The 15,152-nt window shown below is 33.9% G+C and carries 12 protein-coding genes; 10 read left to right on the plus strand and 2 right to left on the minus strand.

The window, feature by feature from the left end; genetic code table 11:
* Positions 1 to 131: 131 nt before the first annotated feature.
* Complete coding sequence (locus tag RT261_RS04310; protein WP_313129783.1) at positions 132 to 596, minus strand: GIY-YIG nuclease family protein; 465 nt, start codon at positions 594 to 596, stop codon at positions 132 to 134.
* Between the two features lie 337 nt (positions 597 to 933).
* Here RT261_RS04310 and RT261_RS04315 point away from each other — a divergent pair, with 337 nt between their 5' ends.
* Complete coding sequence (locus tag RT261_RS04315) at positions 934 to 2,124, plus strand: coenzyme F420-0:L-glutamate ligase (RefSeq protein WP_313129916.1); 1,191 nt, start codon at positions 934 to 936, stop codon at positions 2,122 to 2,124.
* 132 nt (positions 2,125 to 2,256) lie between these two features.
* Here RT261_RS04315 and RT261_RS04320 read toward each other — a convergent pair whose 3' ends face one another.
* A complete protein-coding gene (locus RT261_RS04320; protein WP_313129787.1) occupies positions 2,257 to 2,892 on the minus strand; it encodes an SIMPL domain-containing protein in 636 nt (211 codons plus the stop codon).
* Between the two features lie 393 nt (positions 2,893 to 3,285).
* Here RT261_RS04320 and RT261_RS04325 point away from each other — a divergent pair, with 393 nt between their 5' ends.
* The 9 genes from RT261_RS04325 (at position 3,286) to RT261_RS04365 (ending at position 15,078) form a co-directional block, all read left to right on the plus strand.
* Positions 3,286 to 3,729 (plus strand): MarR family winged helix-turn-helix transcriptional regulator, encoded by a 444-nt coding sequence (locus RT261_RS04325; protein ID WP_313129791.1) that lies wholly within the window; start codon positions 3,286 to 3,288, stop codon positions 3,727 to 3,729.
* Between the two features lie 519 nt (positions 3,730 to 4,248).
* Positions 4,249 to 5,961, plus strand: a complete 1,713-nt coding sequence (locus tag RT261_RS04330) for a radical SAM protein (protein ID WP_313129793.1) — start codon at positions 4,249 to 4,251, stop codon at positions 5,959 to 5,961.
* Positions 5,962 to 6,671: 710 nt separating this feature from the next.
* On the plus strand, positions 6,672 to 7,568 hold the full coding sequence (locus RT261_RS04335) for a 4Fe-4S cluster-binding domain-containing protein (RefSeq protein WP_313129795.1): 897 nt from the start codon (positions 6,672 to 6,674) through the stop codon (positions 7,566 to 7,568).
* Positions 7,569 to 7,640: 72 nt separating this feature from the next.
* Positions 7,641 to 8,960: a 23S rRNA (uracil(1939)-C(5))-methyltransferase RlmD gene (gene rlmD, locus RT261_RS04340; protein ID WP_442871762.1), complete on the plus strand. Its 1,320-nt coding sequence runs from the start codon at positions 7,641 to 7,643 to the stop codon at positions 8,958 to 8,960.
* 314 nt (positions 8,961 to 9,274) lie between these two features.
* A complete protein-coding gene (locus tag RT261_RS04345) occupies positions 9,275 to 10,411 on the plus strand; it encodes a recombinase family protein (RefSeq protein ID WP_313129801.1) in 1,137 nt (378 codons plus the stop codon).
* Positions 10,412 to 10,634: 223 nt separating this feature from the next.
* On the plus strand, positions 10,635 to 10,877 hold the full coding sequence (locus tag RT261_RS04350) for a single-stranded DNA-binding protein (protein ID WP_313129802.1): 243 nt from the start codon (positions 10,635 to 10,637) through the stop codon (positions 10,875 to 10,877).
* Positions 10,878 to 10,938: 61 nt separating this feature from the next.
* On the plus strand, positions 10,939 to 11,745 hold the full coding sequence (locus RT261_RS04355) for a DNA adenine methylase (RefSeq protein WP_313129805.1): 807 nt from the start codon (positions 10,939 to 10,941) through the stop codon (positions 11,743 to 11,745).
* Between the two features lie 18 nt (positions 11,746 to 11,763).
* A complete protein-coding gene (locus RT261_RS04360) occupies positions 11,764 to 13,746 on the plus strand; it encodes an ATP-binding protein (protein WP_313129807.1) in 1,983 nt (660 codons plus the stop codon).
* A gap of 3 nt (positions 13,747 to 13,749) precedes the next feature.
* Complete coding sequence (locus RT261_RS04365) at positions 13,750 to 15,078, plus strand: hypothetical protein (RefSeq protein ID WP_313129809.1); 1,329 nt, start codon at positions 13,750 to 13,752, stop codon at positions 15,076 to 15,078.
* Positions 15,079 to 15,152: the final 74 nt, after the last annotated feature.

Here is a 15,152-nt window from a genome sequence, read left to right on the forward strand (position 1 = left end):
ATCTTAATATGATTTTCTATTCATATTATTTGACAAATCTAGAAATATTATTATTATTATTGTGTAATATTCAGAAGCTATATAAATTCTAAATCGTTTCCAGGACACATTCCTTTGGAAGGGATAGAATTTCAGAATATATAATATCCCGAAAATCTATGCTTCAGGGAATCAATAATATCATATATAGAGAATTTTCTCCGAAAGGGACCATAACAATTATCTTCTCTGTCAAGAATAATGGATAGGGAATTGTGGTTATTAAATTCCGCCACTTTCAAATAGACATAATTCTTATCGTGTTTCATCTGGGAATTAAAACTTGGTTTTCTTTTTTTGATTAATTCACATTCAAGAAGTCTTGCTTCCAGATGGGTATCTGTTACTTCGTATTCAATATCCTCGATAAACCGTACTAATTTATTAACCTTTTCCCACTTTGGAGAATTAACAAAATAGGATTTCACACGTTTTTTAAGACATTTGCTTTTACCTATGTATATTATATTTCCCTGTGAATCTAGCATTTTATAAACACCGGGAAGTTCCGGAAGGGTATGCAGCCGTTCCTTTAGTTTTTCAGATAAATTAATCATGGGTTCCACCTTTGCTTTCCTATACAACTAAGGATAGTTTATAGGGAATTATGGAGATATACAATAGAAAATATTTAAATTTAACAAAAGAAGTTTATGGTGAAAGGGAATGGAACAGAAAATAATTTAATATAAGCTCTAGTTATAACCTGTATAAGAACTATTAGTTTTACTGGAGAGAATTTCAGTGCTATAATATAGTTAACAAAATATGATTTTCAAAGAAAACTGTTGGAAGAAAAAATATAGAGAAAGGTGCCACAAATAATTCTTTCAACTGGATTTTTTTGTGGCTGCATCGAATCTGCTTATGATTTTGTATGCAATGGGTGTAATAATGGAAAGATTAGTTGGAACAATTTCAAGAGGATTACGTGCTCCGATTATCAGAGAAGGAGACGATATTGCAGAAATCGTTGTTAACAGTGTAATAGAGGCTGCAAAAAGCGAAAATTTTCAGCTTTATGACAAAGATGTAATAGCTGTAACAGAAGCAGTTGTGGCAAGAGCTCAGGGTAACTATGCGACTACCGATCAAATTGCCAGTGATATTGAGAGTAAATTTGGCGAGGAAACCTTTGGAGTTATCTTTCCGATTTTAAGCCGTAACCGTTTTGCCAATTGTTTAAAAGGAATTGCAAAAGGAGCTAAGAAGATTGTATTAATGTTAAGCTATCCATCGGATGAAGTAGGTAATCATTTGGTTGATATTGATTTATTGGATGAAAAAGGAGTTAATCCATGGATCGATGTACTAACAGAAGAGAAATACCGTGAACTTTTTGGGTATCAAAAACATACTTTCACTGGTGTTGATTATATTGATTATTACAAAGAAGTAGTTCAGAGTGCAGGATGCGAAGTTGAAATCATCTTTGCAAATGATTGCAGAACTATATTAAAATATACGAAGAATGTATTGTGTTGTGACATTCATTCAAGAGCCCGTTCCAAACGTTTACTAAAAGCTGCCGGAGCAGAGAAAGTATATGGTCTGGATGACATTCTTACAACCTCTGTAAATGGAAGCGGATTCAATGAAAATTACGGTTTGTTGGGAAGCAATAAGGCAACGGAAGACACAGTTAAATTATTCCCACGCAGCTGTAAGTCAGTAGTTGAGACAATTCAAGAAAGAATTCTTGAATTAACCGGCAAACATGTAGAAGTTATGGTATATGGTGACGGAGCGTTCAAAGATCCAATCGGAAAGATATGGGAACTTGCAGATCCAGTTGTATCTCCTGCATACACCGATGGATTGGAAGGACAGCCAAATGAAGTTAAATTAAAATATTTAGCAGATAATGATTTTGCGGATCTAAAAGGAGAAGAGTTAAAGCAAGCAATCTCTGATTATATTCGTAACAAAGATAATGATTTAGTAGGTCAAATGGTATCTCAGGGAACTACTCCACGCCATCTGACTGACTTAATCGGATCCCTTTGCGATTTAACCTCAGGAAGCGGAGACAAAGGAACACCTATCATATTAGTTCAGGGTTACTTTGATAATTATACAAAATAATAACTAGGCTTTTACCTTTAGAGTTAATAAAGACCTTGGAGAGTATGGAATTATTCCATATTCTCCAAGGTCTATTTTCGTCTTAAGAATACAAACTGTAATTTTCCAAGTAAATTGTTTCGGGAAACTTCTTTAATAATGAAATACAGCAGTTACAAAGGCTTCAATTAATTGTTCTCCGGATTCGATTGGAGTGGCAAAGGCACGTTCAGCTACATTCCGCAATAATGGGGCAGGAGGTGCACTATTTTCTTCAATTCGGATTGGTATTAAATCGACAGATATTCCAAGGTGATGGGAAATAGAATTTGCTTTTTCTATTGCATTACCAATGGCCAGGTTTAATGCCTCCTGATAATACATATCTCTTTTAGAAACCTCAAAGGAAACCAAATCAACCACATTTGCACCGTTATCAACAGCCGTATCGATTACCAAACCAGTCTGGCCTATATTCTGTATATTAATTTCAAGGATATTCCGAACAGAATACCCCTTGTCAATCCTAGTCCCATTTACGTATTCATAAATTTTATCAATAGTATACTGAAAGGTTTTAATATTTGTGATTCCCAATTGCTTCAAAGAATCTATAACAGCCCGGCTTAAATCTGCATTTTCTGTCTGCGCCTTAATTAAATCTTCACCCTGGGTCAGTACACCTAGCCGAATGACTGCAATATCAGGAATTGCAGAGATTTCACCTCTGCCGGTTAAAGTCATGGTCTGCTTATTAGGACAGCAATTATTATATAAATATTCACTCATGGAAAAAGCTCCTTTTTTATTTATAATATATGATGGTATTCTAATGGGATATGCTCTTATTTGAGGAAGTATCCTCGTGATGGGAGGGATAATATATGGAGGAAGAGGAATTTGATGATGGAAGAGGATAATATCTAATGGAGAAGGATAGTACCTGATGGAGAAGGAAGATACCTGATGGAGAAGGATAATACCTGATGGAGAAGGAGGATACCTGATGGAAAAGAAAATTTGCTGATGGATGGGGAGAATATTGGACGGAAAGAAGAAAATACCTGATAGCTAGGGAAAACAATTATATGAAATGTGTGTTGGATAGATAGGAATACTAAAATTTAAGAGAAGATAATTTTAGGGGTTGACATTATTACTAATTAGTAATATATTATTGGTATGAAGAATAAAAAACATTATGGCGAAGAAAATGATTTAAATCTAAAAGTTGTTATTGGACTAAGCAGAGCAAATCAAGCAATTCAAAAACAATCAGCTGTAACATTTAAAGAAGGAGGTTTAACTACAGCCCAATTTGCTGTTTTGGAAGCTTTATACCATAAGGGAACATTAACAATCCAGGAAATTATAAATAGCATTCTTTCAACAGGCGGCAATATGACAGTAGTGATTAATAATCTGGAGAAAGAAAAACTCATTGAAAGACATGTAAATCCCGAAGACAAAAGATCAAGCTTAATTGAAATTACGGATAAGGGAAAGAAAATCATCCAAGAAATTTTTCCAAATCATTTACAAAGTTTAAAAGAAGAATTTGAGGTTTTAACCAAAGAAGAAAAACAAGAATTGATAACAATATTAAAAAAATTAAGTACTAGATGATAGTACTTTTATTAAAAGAATCTCTTTGTATAACTTTGACTCAGTCAAATAAGTATAATACATAGGCCGGATCTTTCTACAACTTTTCTATTATTTCTTTAAGCTATTATTATTTTATAAAATCCATGAAATGAAGTATAGGATGAAACTTTCCTTTTACAGTATTTCATGGTTTTTTTTGTTTAAGGAAGTTCCCCAAATTAAAAGCTTTAAAGTATGGTTAGACGAAAAGTAAACAATATTAACACTATTTTACATAAAGGTCATATTATGTACTAATGCAATTTCTCTTACGACTTGAGGGGTTCCCTGGACTATATTACATACTATATTGCCTGTATCTAACAAAGAGTATTACTCATATTCATAGCAGAAATAACATACCGCTTTGAGATACTTATTCATTAGCAGGAACAATATAAGTAAGATTAGCCTCATTTTTTTATAAAGAACTTATATTAATAGGAGATATTTAATAAATATATAGAAAGCAGATAATAGCAAAGGGGTAATAGGAAAATGAAAAAAAATATAAAAGAAAAGGCAATATCCATAGCAATGAATCAGGCAATAAAATTTATATCAGAAAATCCTCAAAAAAATCTTCGCAAACTGATGAAATGGGCAGATAAATTTGACCGGGCGGGAAATTGGGAAAGTCAGAGAGGAACACTTCATGAAGTCATTGAAAATCAGGATAATAATTGGAACAAATATATAATGAGCTTATTTGAAGATGTTGACAATGATATTTTAAAGACAATTCTAAAAAATTTTATGATTAATGCAAGTATGATTGGTTATCCAAAACAGAGGAAACTGGAGGAGAAATATAATTGTAATATTCCCTGGGCAATCCTTATGGATCCTACAAGTGCATGTAACCTTCACTGTACCGGCTGCTGGGCAGCAGAGTACGGAAATAAATTAAATATGTCTTATGAAACACTAGACAGTATCATTAAACAAGGTAATGAATTAGCTACCCATTTCTTCCTATATTCAGGCGGAGAGCCACTGGTAAGAAAAAAAGACATCATTCGTTTGTGCGCCGCTCATCCGGATAGCCAGTTTGCAGCATTTACCAATGGAACATTAATTGATGAAAAATTTGCAGATGAAATCCTTCGTGTGAAAAATTTTGTTCCTGTCATAAGCGTGGAAGGATTTGAAGAAGCAACGGATTTTCGTAGGGGTAAAGGTGTATTTGCCAAGGTAGAAAAGGTTATGAAATTATTAAAAGAAAAGAAGATTCCATTTGGCATTTCCTGCTGTTACACCAATAAAAATGTGGAAATAATCGGTTCAGAGGAATATTTTGATCAGATGATCAATTGGGGTGCAAAATTTTGCTGGTTCTTTACTTATATGCCAATAGGCAAACAGGCAGTTCCGGAACTTATGGTTACTGCACAACAACGTCAATTTATGTATGAAAAAATCAATGAATTTAGAGAAACCAAGCCTTTATTTACCCTTGACTTCTGGAATGACGGAGCGCATGCCGATGGTTGTATAGCAGGAGGAAGACGTTATCTGCATATTAATGCCAATGGAGATATTGAACCATGTGCTTTCATCCATTATTCCGATTCTAATATAAAAGATAAAACTGTACTGGAAGCTCTTCAGTCGCCGTTATTCCAGGAATACAGGAAAGGTCAGCCTTTTAACCATAATCACTTGCGCCCCTGTCCGCTGTTAGATAACCCGGGTGCTCTGACAAAGGCAGTTGAACAGTCCGGAGCCCATTCTACAGATTTGCAGAATCCGGAAGAAGTAAGGGAACTTTCAAATAAGTGTAAGACCGCGGCTGAGAACTGGGCCCCAGTAGCAGAACATATATGGGAACAGTATCAGTGCAGAAAATGCAAGGGATGCCAATATGGTGAGAACATATGTATGAATAGCAGTGATTCTAATAACAGTAATTTAAATGACAGTAATGGTAGTAGCAGTGATATTAATAATAGCAATGTAAATGGTAGCAATAGTAATAACAGCAATAGCAATAACAGCGATATTAATAACGTCGATGTAAGCATTAGCAATGTTGATGGCAGCAGTGGTAATAACAGTGATATCAATATTAACATTGAAAATAACAGTAATGAAAATAACAGTAATGAAAATAACAGTAATGAAAATAACAGTAATGAAAATAGTGCTAATGACAATAACAGCAAAGACAATAAGAGCAATGTCAATAACGGCAATAATGAAGATAATTAATGTAATGATATCAAATACTATGTAGGCCAATGCAATGTCGGTGATAAAAAGTAGCTAATTAATAACAGAAGCGGATGCTTCAAGTTAATCAAATTAATTTGAAATTTTTGTAAGGTTTTCATTAATATTTCAATGAGATTTAAATATTATTTTAGAATTAATTTGTAGCAAAAGCATTTTCGTATTGTAGTAGGAGCTAAAATATCTATTTCTTTAATTTGTTTTGTGTGAATAAACCAATAAAGCACTTTAATTGTCGAAACAATTAGAAAAATATCGAGAAGAATTCAAAAAGCTATTTGACAACATTTAGAATTAAATATACAATAGAAGTACTAGAAAAAACAAAGGAGTGAGTTTCATGGGAGATAAGAATCCAAAAAAGGCACCTAAAAAGAAAGGTGACAAAGGTTCAAGTGCAACAAACTCAGCGAAAAAAAAATAAGTATAAAAAATTCCCTGCCGAACAAAGTCATCTGAGTTCAGGATGGGGAATTTTTTATGTTAATTGTTAGTTATGTTATTTACTTTGCTTGACACAATTTTTCAGAAAGAATACAATAAAGCATGTGTTACGGAGAAATTGTTATAAAGCGAAAGAATAAGATAAATTATATAAACAAAAAGTATGCAAATAGTGGCTATTCATTTATTTGAGTAAAACAACGGATTTGCATGAAATATGATATGAAATGGGTGTAAAAAGGATAATGAATTTATTAAAGGATTGTACTTTATGTCCAAGAAATTGTAAGGCAGATCGTGTGAATGGACAAGTAGGATATTGTAAAGGGACCGATGAGCTGGTTGTTGCAAGAGCAGCACTCCATATGTGGGAGGAACCGTGCATTTCAGGGGAAGCTGGTTCCGGAACAGTTTTCTTTTCAGGATGTTCTATGGGATGCGTGTATTGCCAGAATAAGAATATTGCGGCTGCAAAAGCGGGCAAAAGAATAACTATCCGCCGATTATCGGAAATATTTATAAAATTACAGGAGAAAGGTGCCAATAATATAAATTTGGTTACCCCCAGCCACTATGTTCCACAAATTATACAAGGAATAACCATTGCAAGAGAGAAGGGGTTGACACTTCCTATTGTATATAATTGCAGCGGTTATGAAAAAGTCGACACTTTGCAATTATTAGAAGGAATTGTTTCTGTTTATCTTCCGGATTTTAAATACATGTCTGATGATATTGCAAGAAAATATTCCAATTGCAGTAGCTATTTTGAGATAGCCTCAAAAGCTATTGCTGAAATGGTCCGTCAAGTGGGAGAACCTGAATTTAACCAATCCGGAATGATGAAAAAAGGAGTTATTGTTAGACATTTAACCTTGCCGGGATATCTGGAGGACTCGAAAAATATTATAAAGTATTTGTATGAAACATTCGGAGATACTATTTATATAAGCGTTATGAATCAGTATACGCCCCTTCCCCAGGTGGAACAATATCCGGAACTAAACCGGAAAATTACACAAGAGGAGTATGAGGAACTGGTGGATTATGCAATAGAAATCGGAGTGGAAAATGGCTTTATACAAGAAGGGGAAACCGCTTCGGAAAGCTTTATACCGGAATTTAATAATGAGGGAGTTTAATAGAAAATTATAATATAGAAAATCAATGGTATATATTTTTGATATTTAAATCTAATATAAAAGACTTTTAAAATAAAAGGCAATGAGAAGTACAAGGTAATGAAAGGTACAAGAAAGGAACATAACATGGGAAAAGAAAAAGGGGCGATGCCTCATAAAATTGCTTCACATAAACCAATCGGAGTAAATCAAAGAGAAAAAAGAAGGACAAGTGAAAAAGAGGTTACAGATAAAAAAGGAAAGAAAAAGGAATCCATTTGCCCAATCGAAAAGAAATGTGGGGGATGCCAATTATTGAATCAAAGTTACGAGCAGCAATTAAAGGACAAGCAAAAATTAGTAGAAAGTCTTTTAAATAAATATTGTAAGGTAGATAATATCATTGGTATGGACAATCCTTATCATTATCGAAATAAAGTTCATGCTGTATTTGACCGTGATAGAAAAGGAAATCCCATATCTGGTGTTTATGAATCAGGCACTCACCGTGTTGTTCCGGTAGAAAAATGCTGGATTGAAAATGAAAAGGCAGATGAAATAATCAGTTCTATACGCGGACTGCTAAAATCCTTTAAAATTAAAACCTATGATGAAGATACTGGCTACGGCTTACTCCGCCATGTACTGGTCAGAGTTGGATATACCAGCGGTGAAATCATGGTTGTTTTGGTACTTGGTTCTCCCATATTGCCGTCTAAAAGTAATTTCGTAAAAGCCTTAAGAAAACTACATCCTGAAATAACAACTATCATAATTAATGTAAACAATAAAAAGACCAGTATGATATTAGGAGAAAAAGAACAAGTTATCTATGGAAAAGGTTATATTGAAGATACTTTATGCGGTAAAGTATTTCGTATATCCCCCAAATCATTCTATCAAGTAAATCCGGTACAGACAGAAGTACTGTATAATAAAGCAATTGAATATGCAGGATTTACCGGTAATGAAACAATTATTGATGCATATTCTGGAATTGGAACAATCGGCATCGTCGCAAGTGAGCATGTAAAGAAGGTCATTGGTGTAGAACTGAATAAAGACGCGGTTCGTGATGCAATCATAAATGCGAAGAGAAACAATATATCTAATATTGATTTTTACAACAAAGATGCCGGTGAATTCATGAGCCAAATGGCAGAACAGAATCAAACAGTAGACTTCGTATTTATGGATCCACCGAGAGCGGGTAGTGATGAGAAGTTCTTAGATTCCTTATGTTCATTAAGGCCGAAGAAAGTGGTCTATATTTCATGTAACCCGGTGACGTTAGAAAGAGACTTAGTGTTCTTAACGAAAAAAGGTTATAAAGTACAAAGGGCGGTTCCGGTGGATATGTTTCCGGGAACGGTGCATGCAGAGGTTGTGGTCCTGTTGCAGCAGAAAAGATAACGCAAAAGAGATGAGTAAGAGCAATATCAAGAAGTTAAAATGGGAGAAAATATTGAAAAATAGTATACAATGCAAATGCTGCGGTGATATCGATTGAATCGAAAACTGTGCATGATTTGTAACATGTTCTTGTGGCAGATGCAGTGTGGACGGAGGTATATTTACGCAGATCCGCTGAGAAAGGCAGTTATGTTGATTTATCAATAGTTGAAAATGAATAAAGATTACTTTGAGGCGTAAGAGTTTTTTACTTTTACGCCATTTCTATATTATTAAGTCACTAAAAAGATTTGAATGTAAAGGAGGATATGATTATGAAAAAGATTACGTTTATTCCCGCAAGAAGCTCTTTAAAGAATATCGGAAAACTAAAGGTTGCGGCATATTGCAGGGTCAGTACCGAGCGTGAAAGTCAGCGAAGCAGTATAGACATTCAAATCAGGTATTATACCGATTTGATTCAAAAGAATCCTGAATGGGAACTTGCAGGCGTGTTTTATGATTATGAAAGTGGGCTTAAAAAAGAGAAACGGAATGGTTTGGATACGATGCTTAAGAAGGCATATCGTGGTGAAATTGATTATATCATTACCAAGTCTATCAGCAGATTGTCCAGAAATGTGTTAGATACGTTAACTATTACCCGAAGTTTAAAAGCAAAAGGTATAAATATCTATTTTGAAAAGGAAGATTTAAATTCACTTGAAGCAGAAAAAGAAATAGATATTGCATTTAATGGAGTTTTAGCACAGGAGGAGAGCAGGAATTTAAGCGAAAACGTTCAATGGGGATACAAACGCAAATTTGAAAGCGGGGATGACTTCGTCGGCAAAATACCTATGGGCTACAAGCGTGACAATGATGAATGGATGATCGTGCCGGAAGAAGCCAATATGATAAAGAAAATCTATCAATTGTATTTGGAAGGCAGTACACTGCAACAAATAAAAGAGTATCTGGAAGAATATCAGATTAAAACTGCTACAGGGAAAGAAGCATGGGCAACAGCTGTTATTCAAAAGATACTGAAGAATGAGAAATATAAGGGTGATTCTTTATTACAGAAGACCTATACGGAAGATTTTATAACAGGAAGAAAAAGCAAAAATGCTGGTCAAAGAGAACGTTACTATATAACGAATAGTCATCCGGCTATTATTACTGCCGAAGTATTTGATAAGGTTCAGGAAGAAATGTCTAGACGCGCAAGGCTAGTCCGTAAAGAAGATGGCACAATGGAATCAAGCACCAGCAAATATAATGGCAAATATCTTTTGGGAAATTTGCTTGTGTGTGGTGATTGCGAGGCATCTTACCGGAGGCGAACGGAAAGAGGTAAGGTAGTTTGGAGATGTTCTACAAGGATTGAGAAAGGGAAAGATATGTGTGCTGATTCTCCCACATTGAATGAGGAGTGGATTCAGAAAAGCTTTAGGCGAAATAGTTTGTGAGAATAGCACATATGATGAAGGGATAGTTAGAAATAATGTCGTAAAGATTTTGATTTTTGTGAGCATTTAGAAATCAGTTGCAGGAATGAAAACAAATACAGCATCAAATATTCTGTAAATAGGTGTCTGAAATAATATTTTAATGTTGAAATGAAACAGGAAAGGTTATACAATTAGAATAACAATGTTGTTTATAATGTTATTCTGTTTTGGAGGTACACTTATGCAGAATGCTAATGAGTTGTTAGAAACTGCGAAAGATGAAATAAAGAATCTTAAATCAGGTGAAATATTTTTGCTTCGTGACCTTTTTAAAGGCTATGAATGGAATCGAATATCACGTAGTAATCGGTTACTGTTAGGCACCTTATTTCTAAATTATATTAAATCGAATGACATATGTGTTGTATCTATTGAAAAGACTTCTTCAGGGCAACAAAAATACAGGAAAGAAAAAAGTTTATGAAAGGAAGTATATTTGATGAAAATTTTTTATTTTCGATCGAATTTTAGGGCTTATTATCAATATGGATAAAACATTTTTAAAATGGGCAGGAGGAAAAAATTGGTTTATAAATCATGAACAGCATAGACTTCCAGCACAATATCATAGATACATCGACCCATTTTTAGGTGGAGGTTCGTTATATTTTTTTTTAGAGCCACCTATTGCAATAATAAATGATATAAATCGAGAATTAATTACGACTTTTTCTGCGATACGAGATGATTGGCAAAGGGTAGAAAGAGCTTTAGTAGTTCATAGTAGACATCATAGCCAAGAATATTATTATCAAATACGTGCTATGCGTCCTAGAACACCAGCTACAATAGCTGCAAGAATGATTTATTTAAATAGGACTTGCTTTAACGGGATATATAGGGTAAATAGGAACGGAGGATTTAATGTACCAATAGGTACTCATAATAACGTGATACTAAATACTGATAATTTTGAACAACGCTCAGCAATTTTACAAAATGCACAAATATTTTGTCAGGATTTTGAAGAAATCATTGACATGGCAGAGGCAGAGGACTTTTTGTTTTGTGATCCTCCATATTCAGTACAAGATGAAAATAATAGGTTTGTTAATTATACTGCCCAGTTATTTAATTGGAATGATCAAGTTAGATTGGCTCAATCACTTCATAGAGCAAAAGATAGAAATGTAAAGATTATTATGACAAATGTCAATCACCCAGCTGTCCGAGCATTGTATGAAAATGTGGAAGGCTATTATTTGGCAGAGGTTAATAGATATAGTTCAATTTCTGGTTTGGCTAGAGGCCGACAACAATATAACGAATTAATAGTAAGTGCTAATATATGATTTGAAGGAGGAATTATTATGGCAGGGTTACAAAATTTGGTTGACAGTTCAAATGTAGAGAATAATCCTATTACAAAAGTAAAGGAATTTATGGAGAGGCAAGAAAAGTATAAAATAGCGAATGAATATAGTAAATGGCGTTTTGTGGGTTATGTATTAGAATTAGGCTATAATGGAGCTAAAATAATAACTAATGATACATATAAGATGGAAGTTGGAGGGATACCAAGAGGCTCTTATTTGATTTTACTTCCATCAAATTATAAGCAAACTAAATCACATTTTACATTACTACGGGTAAAAGGTATTGCGCCTACACCATTAACTGCTCAGGTACAGCAGACTTATTTTGAAATGCATAAGCGATCTATGCCAGAACTTGATTTATGGACACAGTCTGATTTGCAATGGGGAGCACTTGAATGTGATGTTCTGGGAATGTTTTATGCAGACCCATTTAATGTAGATAAGCTTGCTTTTTCAGGAGATGTAAATAATATAGTAAGTCCACATCGTTATGAAGTATATGCACCGGACGAAGAACTACTTAATATCATAGTTAATGGAACTGTTAAAGCAGAGTTTAGGCAGAATATAGGGAAATTACGCACAATGGAATGTCAATTTGGGGTTGAAGAACAAGCTTCCGAAAATATTCCTGTAGATATTTCTATGAAAGATTTTATGGGTTGTAGAACGGCAATGTTTGGAAAAACAAGGCTAGGTAAATCTAATGTTGTAAAGCTACTTGCACAGGGTATGTTAGATGCTACAGCAGAAACTAAAAATGTAGGCCAGCTCATTTTTGATACTAATGGTGAATACGCAAATGACAATAATCAAGATGGAAACTCTTCAATTTATTCTGCCAATAGGGATAGGTGTGATGTCTATGCGTTGACTCCACGTGCAGAAACACCTTCTAAGCAATTGAAATTAAATTTTTATGAAAATCCAGATACTTGCAAAGATATACTCAGTGGATTCCTAAAAGAGGATAATAAAAATTCAAACTATATAAATAATTTTTCAAGTGTAACCTTACCCTCTTTTGAAGAAATAAAAACTATTTCTGATAATGGTGATAAAACGAGAGCGATTAGAAGAATACAAATATATTGGGCAATATTATTTGAAGCTGGTTTTAAAGCGGATGAAAAAAGACTTAAAGCAAGTGGATTAGTATGTAATTATACAAAACCTCTTGAACCTCATTTTAATAAAGACTTTAGAAACAAAGTGTATAAGGGTAATGTTCCTGAACAACCTACTACATTATCTGAGCTAGTTCAAGAGCTCCGGATATTTGTTAATTACATAAGAGAAAGTAATGATCAACTTCCCAATAGTGATAAGGAACCTCTTTTTGATAAGGAAGACTGGGCTTTACTTAACTTCTTATTTCCCTCCACAGGCAGTAGTGGGCCAATTGTATTGGCGAAGTATAAAGAATACCATTCATCACAGGCAACCGATTTTTTAACCGATATTGTTAAATTATTGAATGCTGGTAAAACCGTTATATTAGATTTGGGAAATGCAACAGATCGTATTAGAAAATATTTCTCAGATATACTTTCTCAGGAAATATTCTCAGCTCAAGAAAGAAAATTTGTTGAAAATAAACTTGGTGATAGTTATATTCAATTATATTTTGAAGAAGCACACAATCTTTTTCCACCTGAATCTAAAGATTTAACAGATGTTTATTCAAGATTTGCAAAAGAAGGAGCAAAATTCCATATTGGAATGGTTTATTCTACTCAATCACCATCTACAATAAATAGAGAACTTTTAGTACAAACAGAAAATTTCTTTGTAGGACATTTATCTTCTCAGGATGAAACAAAGGCATTAACAAGAATGCAGATAGCTTTTTCGGGAATAGAGGAAGATATTTTAAGGTCAAGAACTCCTGGATACATGAGAATGCTCACAATGTCACATAGGTTTGTTATCCCTGTATATGCAAAGTTATATCAACCTAAGAAAGGAGAATAAATCATGGCTTATTCAGCTGGAAATAGGTTGCCTTTTGAATCTGCTTCAAAATTAGGACATCTAAATGTTATCGAAAGCGAATGGGTAAAATCATTAATTGATGATTTTGAAATTGACGATCTAGGTTTGGGTAGTGATATAAATGATAGTATATGGGATACATATGACAGCAATAAAGAAAAAGTGCTTCAGCACATTTGGGTAGTTGATGGTTCATATGTTCCTGTGCAGGAGAACAATAAAGAAGTTGCGTTTGTTAAAACTGCATTAATGACTATCGAGCAATCCAAAATCGCAAAAATAGATAAAGAATTTCCGCACCCACTACAGCTCCAAGAAATCATGAAGAATAGTGCACTTTTTCACTCAACTGTCTTTCCTTTAAAAAACATTAAAAGCGGTAAGGGAAACATATATGATACTGTAAGACATTCTATTTTTGACTCTATTAAAATTGAAGAACAAGGATTATATTTTGAGACATTGAAGTGGCTTGTATATGAAAAATGGAATATGGTTCATAAAAACTCACCAGATTTTCAATGTCCACATTTCGGACTCAAAATAGATGATGGCATAGGCTATGATAAGGATGTAGATAACTGTAAATTCTGCGGTAAAGAAGTTCTTCTCACGGATATGATAGGTTTTCATTTAGATATGAGCGAGGATAGTGCTCCTGTAACTGTTGCATCCTCATATATGATGATAATGGAAACGTTAATGCTATTCACAGTTATTCGTTTACATTGGGAAAGCAAAGATAAAAATCTTGTGTCGGAAACATTATATATCAAGGATGGACCGATGACACTTGGTGGACAATATGCTAAATTGGTTCCTTGTATAAGAAATTTTCTTGATCATGCCAAACGGATAGGGCGTCCTATACATATAATGGGGTGTGAAAAATCAGGTAAGTACTTTGATTATTTACATACGATAGAAAGGTTTATACCATTAAATGATGGAGAAATTAAATATGCCGTATTAAGCCATGATTTTATTAGAAAGGAAATTCAACGGGCACCTGAACATATAAACCCTTATGGTTCTAGAACTAATTATGGAGAAAAAGTATTTGTCATATTAGATAAAAACACTCAAATGGTCTTAAATATGTCGCCGGGTGAGTATATTTCATCCTCAGATTTTCCTAGATCAGAAGATATAATGGGATTAGGTAGAATATTGGCTACATTGCCATCGTTAATAAGCAGAAAATATGAGGGGGCACTATATCCAATAGAGTTGGTGAACGGAATCGCCTCCATGTCTAATTATCCATCTGCAAAAATACTTCAAGATTTTGTAAGAGACACATTGAAATAAACTTAACATGTAATCCCACAAAGAAATTGGATTTCTGTAGATGGAGTAAACTTAAGTCCAAGAGGATAAAACTT

This window comes from Anaerocolumna sp. (genome assembly GCF_032079385.1).
GTDB lineage: Bacteria > Bacillota > Clostridia > Lachnospirales > Lachnospiraceae > Anaerocolumna.

Bases quoted from the DNA above. Each gene is read 5' to 3' on its own strand.
- RT261_RS04335 (WP_313129795.1), top strand. From the start codon at position 6,672: ATGAATTTATTAAAGGATTGTACTTTATGTCCAAGAAATTGTAAGGCA.
- RT261_RS04315 (WP_313129916.1), top strand. From the start codon at position 934: ATGGAAAGATTAGTTGGAACAATTTCAAGAGGATTACGTGCTCCGATT.
- RT261_RS04360 (WP_313129807.1), top strand. From the start codon at position 11,764: ATGGCAGGGTTACAAAATTTGGTTGACAGTTCAAATGTAGAGAATAAT.
- RT261_RS04345 (WP_313129801.1), top strand. From the start codon at position 9,275: ATGAAAAAGATTACGTTTATTCCCGCAAGAAGCTCTTTAAAGAATATC.
- RT261_RS04355 (WP_313129805.1), top strand. From the start codon at position 10,939: ATGGATAAAACATTTTTAAAATGGGCAGGAGGAAAAAATTGGTTTATA.
- RT261_RS04350 (WP_313129802.1), top strand. From the start codon at position 10,635: ATGCAGAATGCTAATGAGTTGTTAGAAACTGCGAAAGATGAAATAAAG.
- RT261_RS04365 (WP_313129809.1), top strand. From the start codon at position 13,750: ATGGCTTATTCAGCTGGAAATAGGTTGCCTTTTGAATCTGCTTCAAAA.
- RT261_RS04325 (WP_313129791.1), top strand. From the start codon at position 3,286: ATGAAGAATAAAAAACATTATGGCGAAGAAAATGATTTAAATCTAAAA.
- RT261_RS04320 (WP_313129787.1), bottom strand. From the start codon at position 2,892: ATGAGTGAATATTTATATAATAATTGCTGTCCTAATAAGCAGACCATG.
- RT261_RS04310 (WP_313129783.1), bottom strand. From the start codon at position 596: ATGATTAATTTATCTGAAAAACTAAAGGAACGGCTGCATACCCTTCCG.
- RT261_RS04330 (WP_313129793.1), top strand. From the start codon at position 4,249: ATGAAAAAAAATATAAAAGAAAAGGCAATATCCATAGCAATGAATCAG.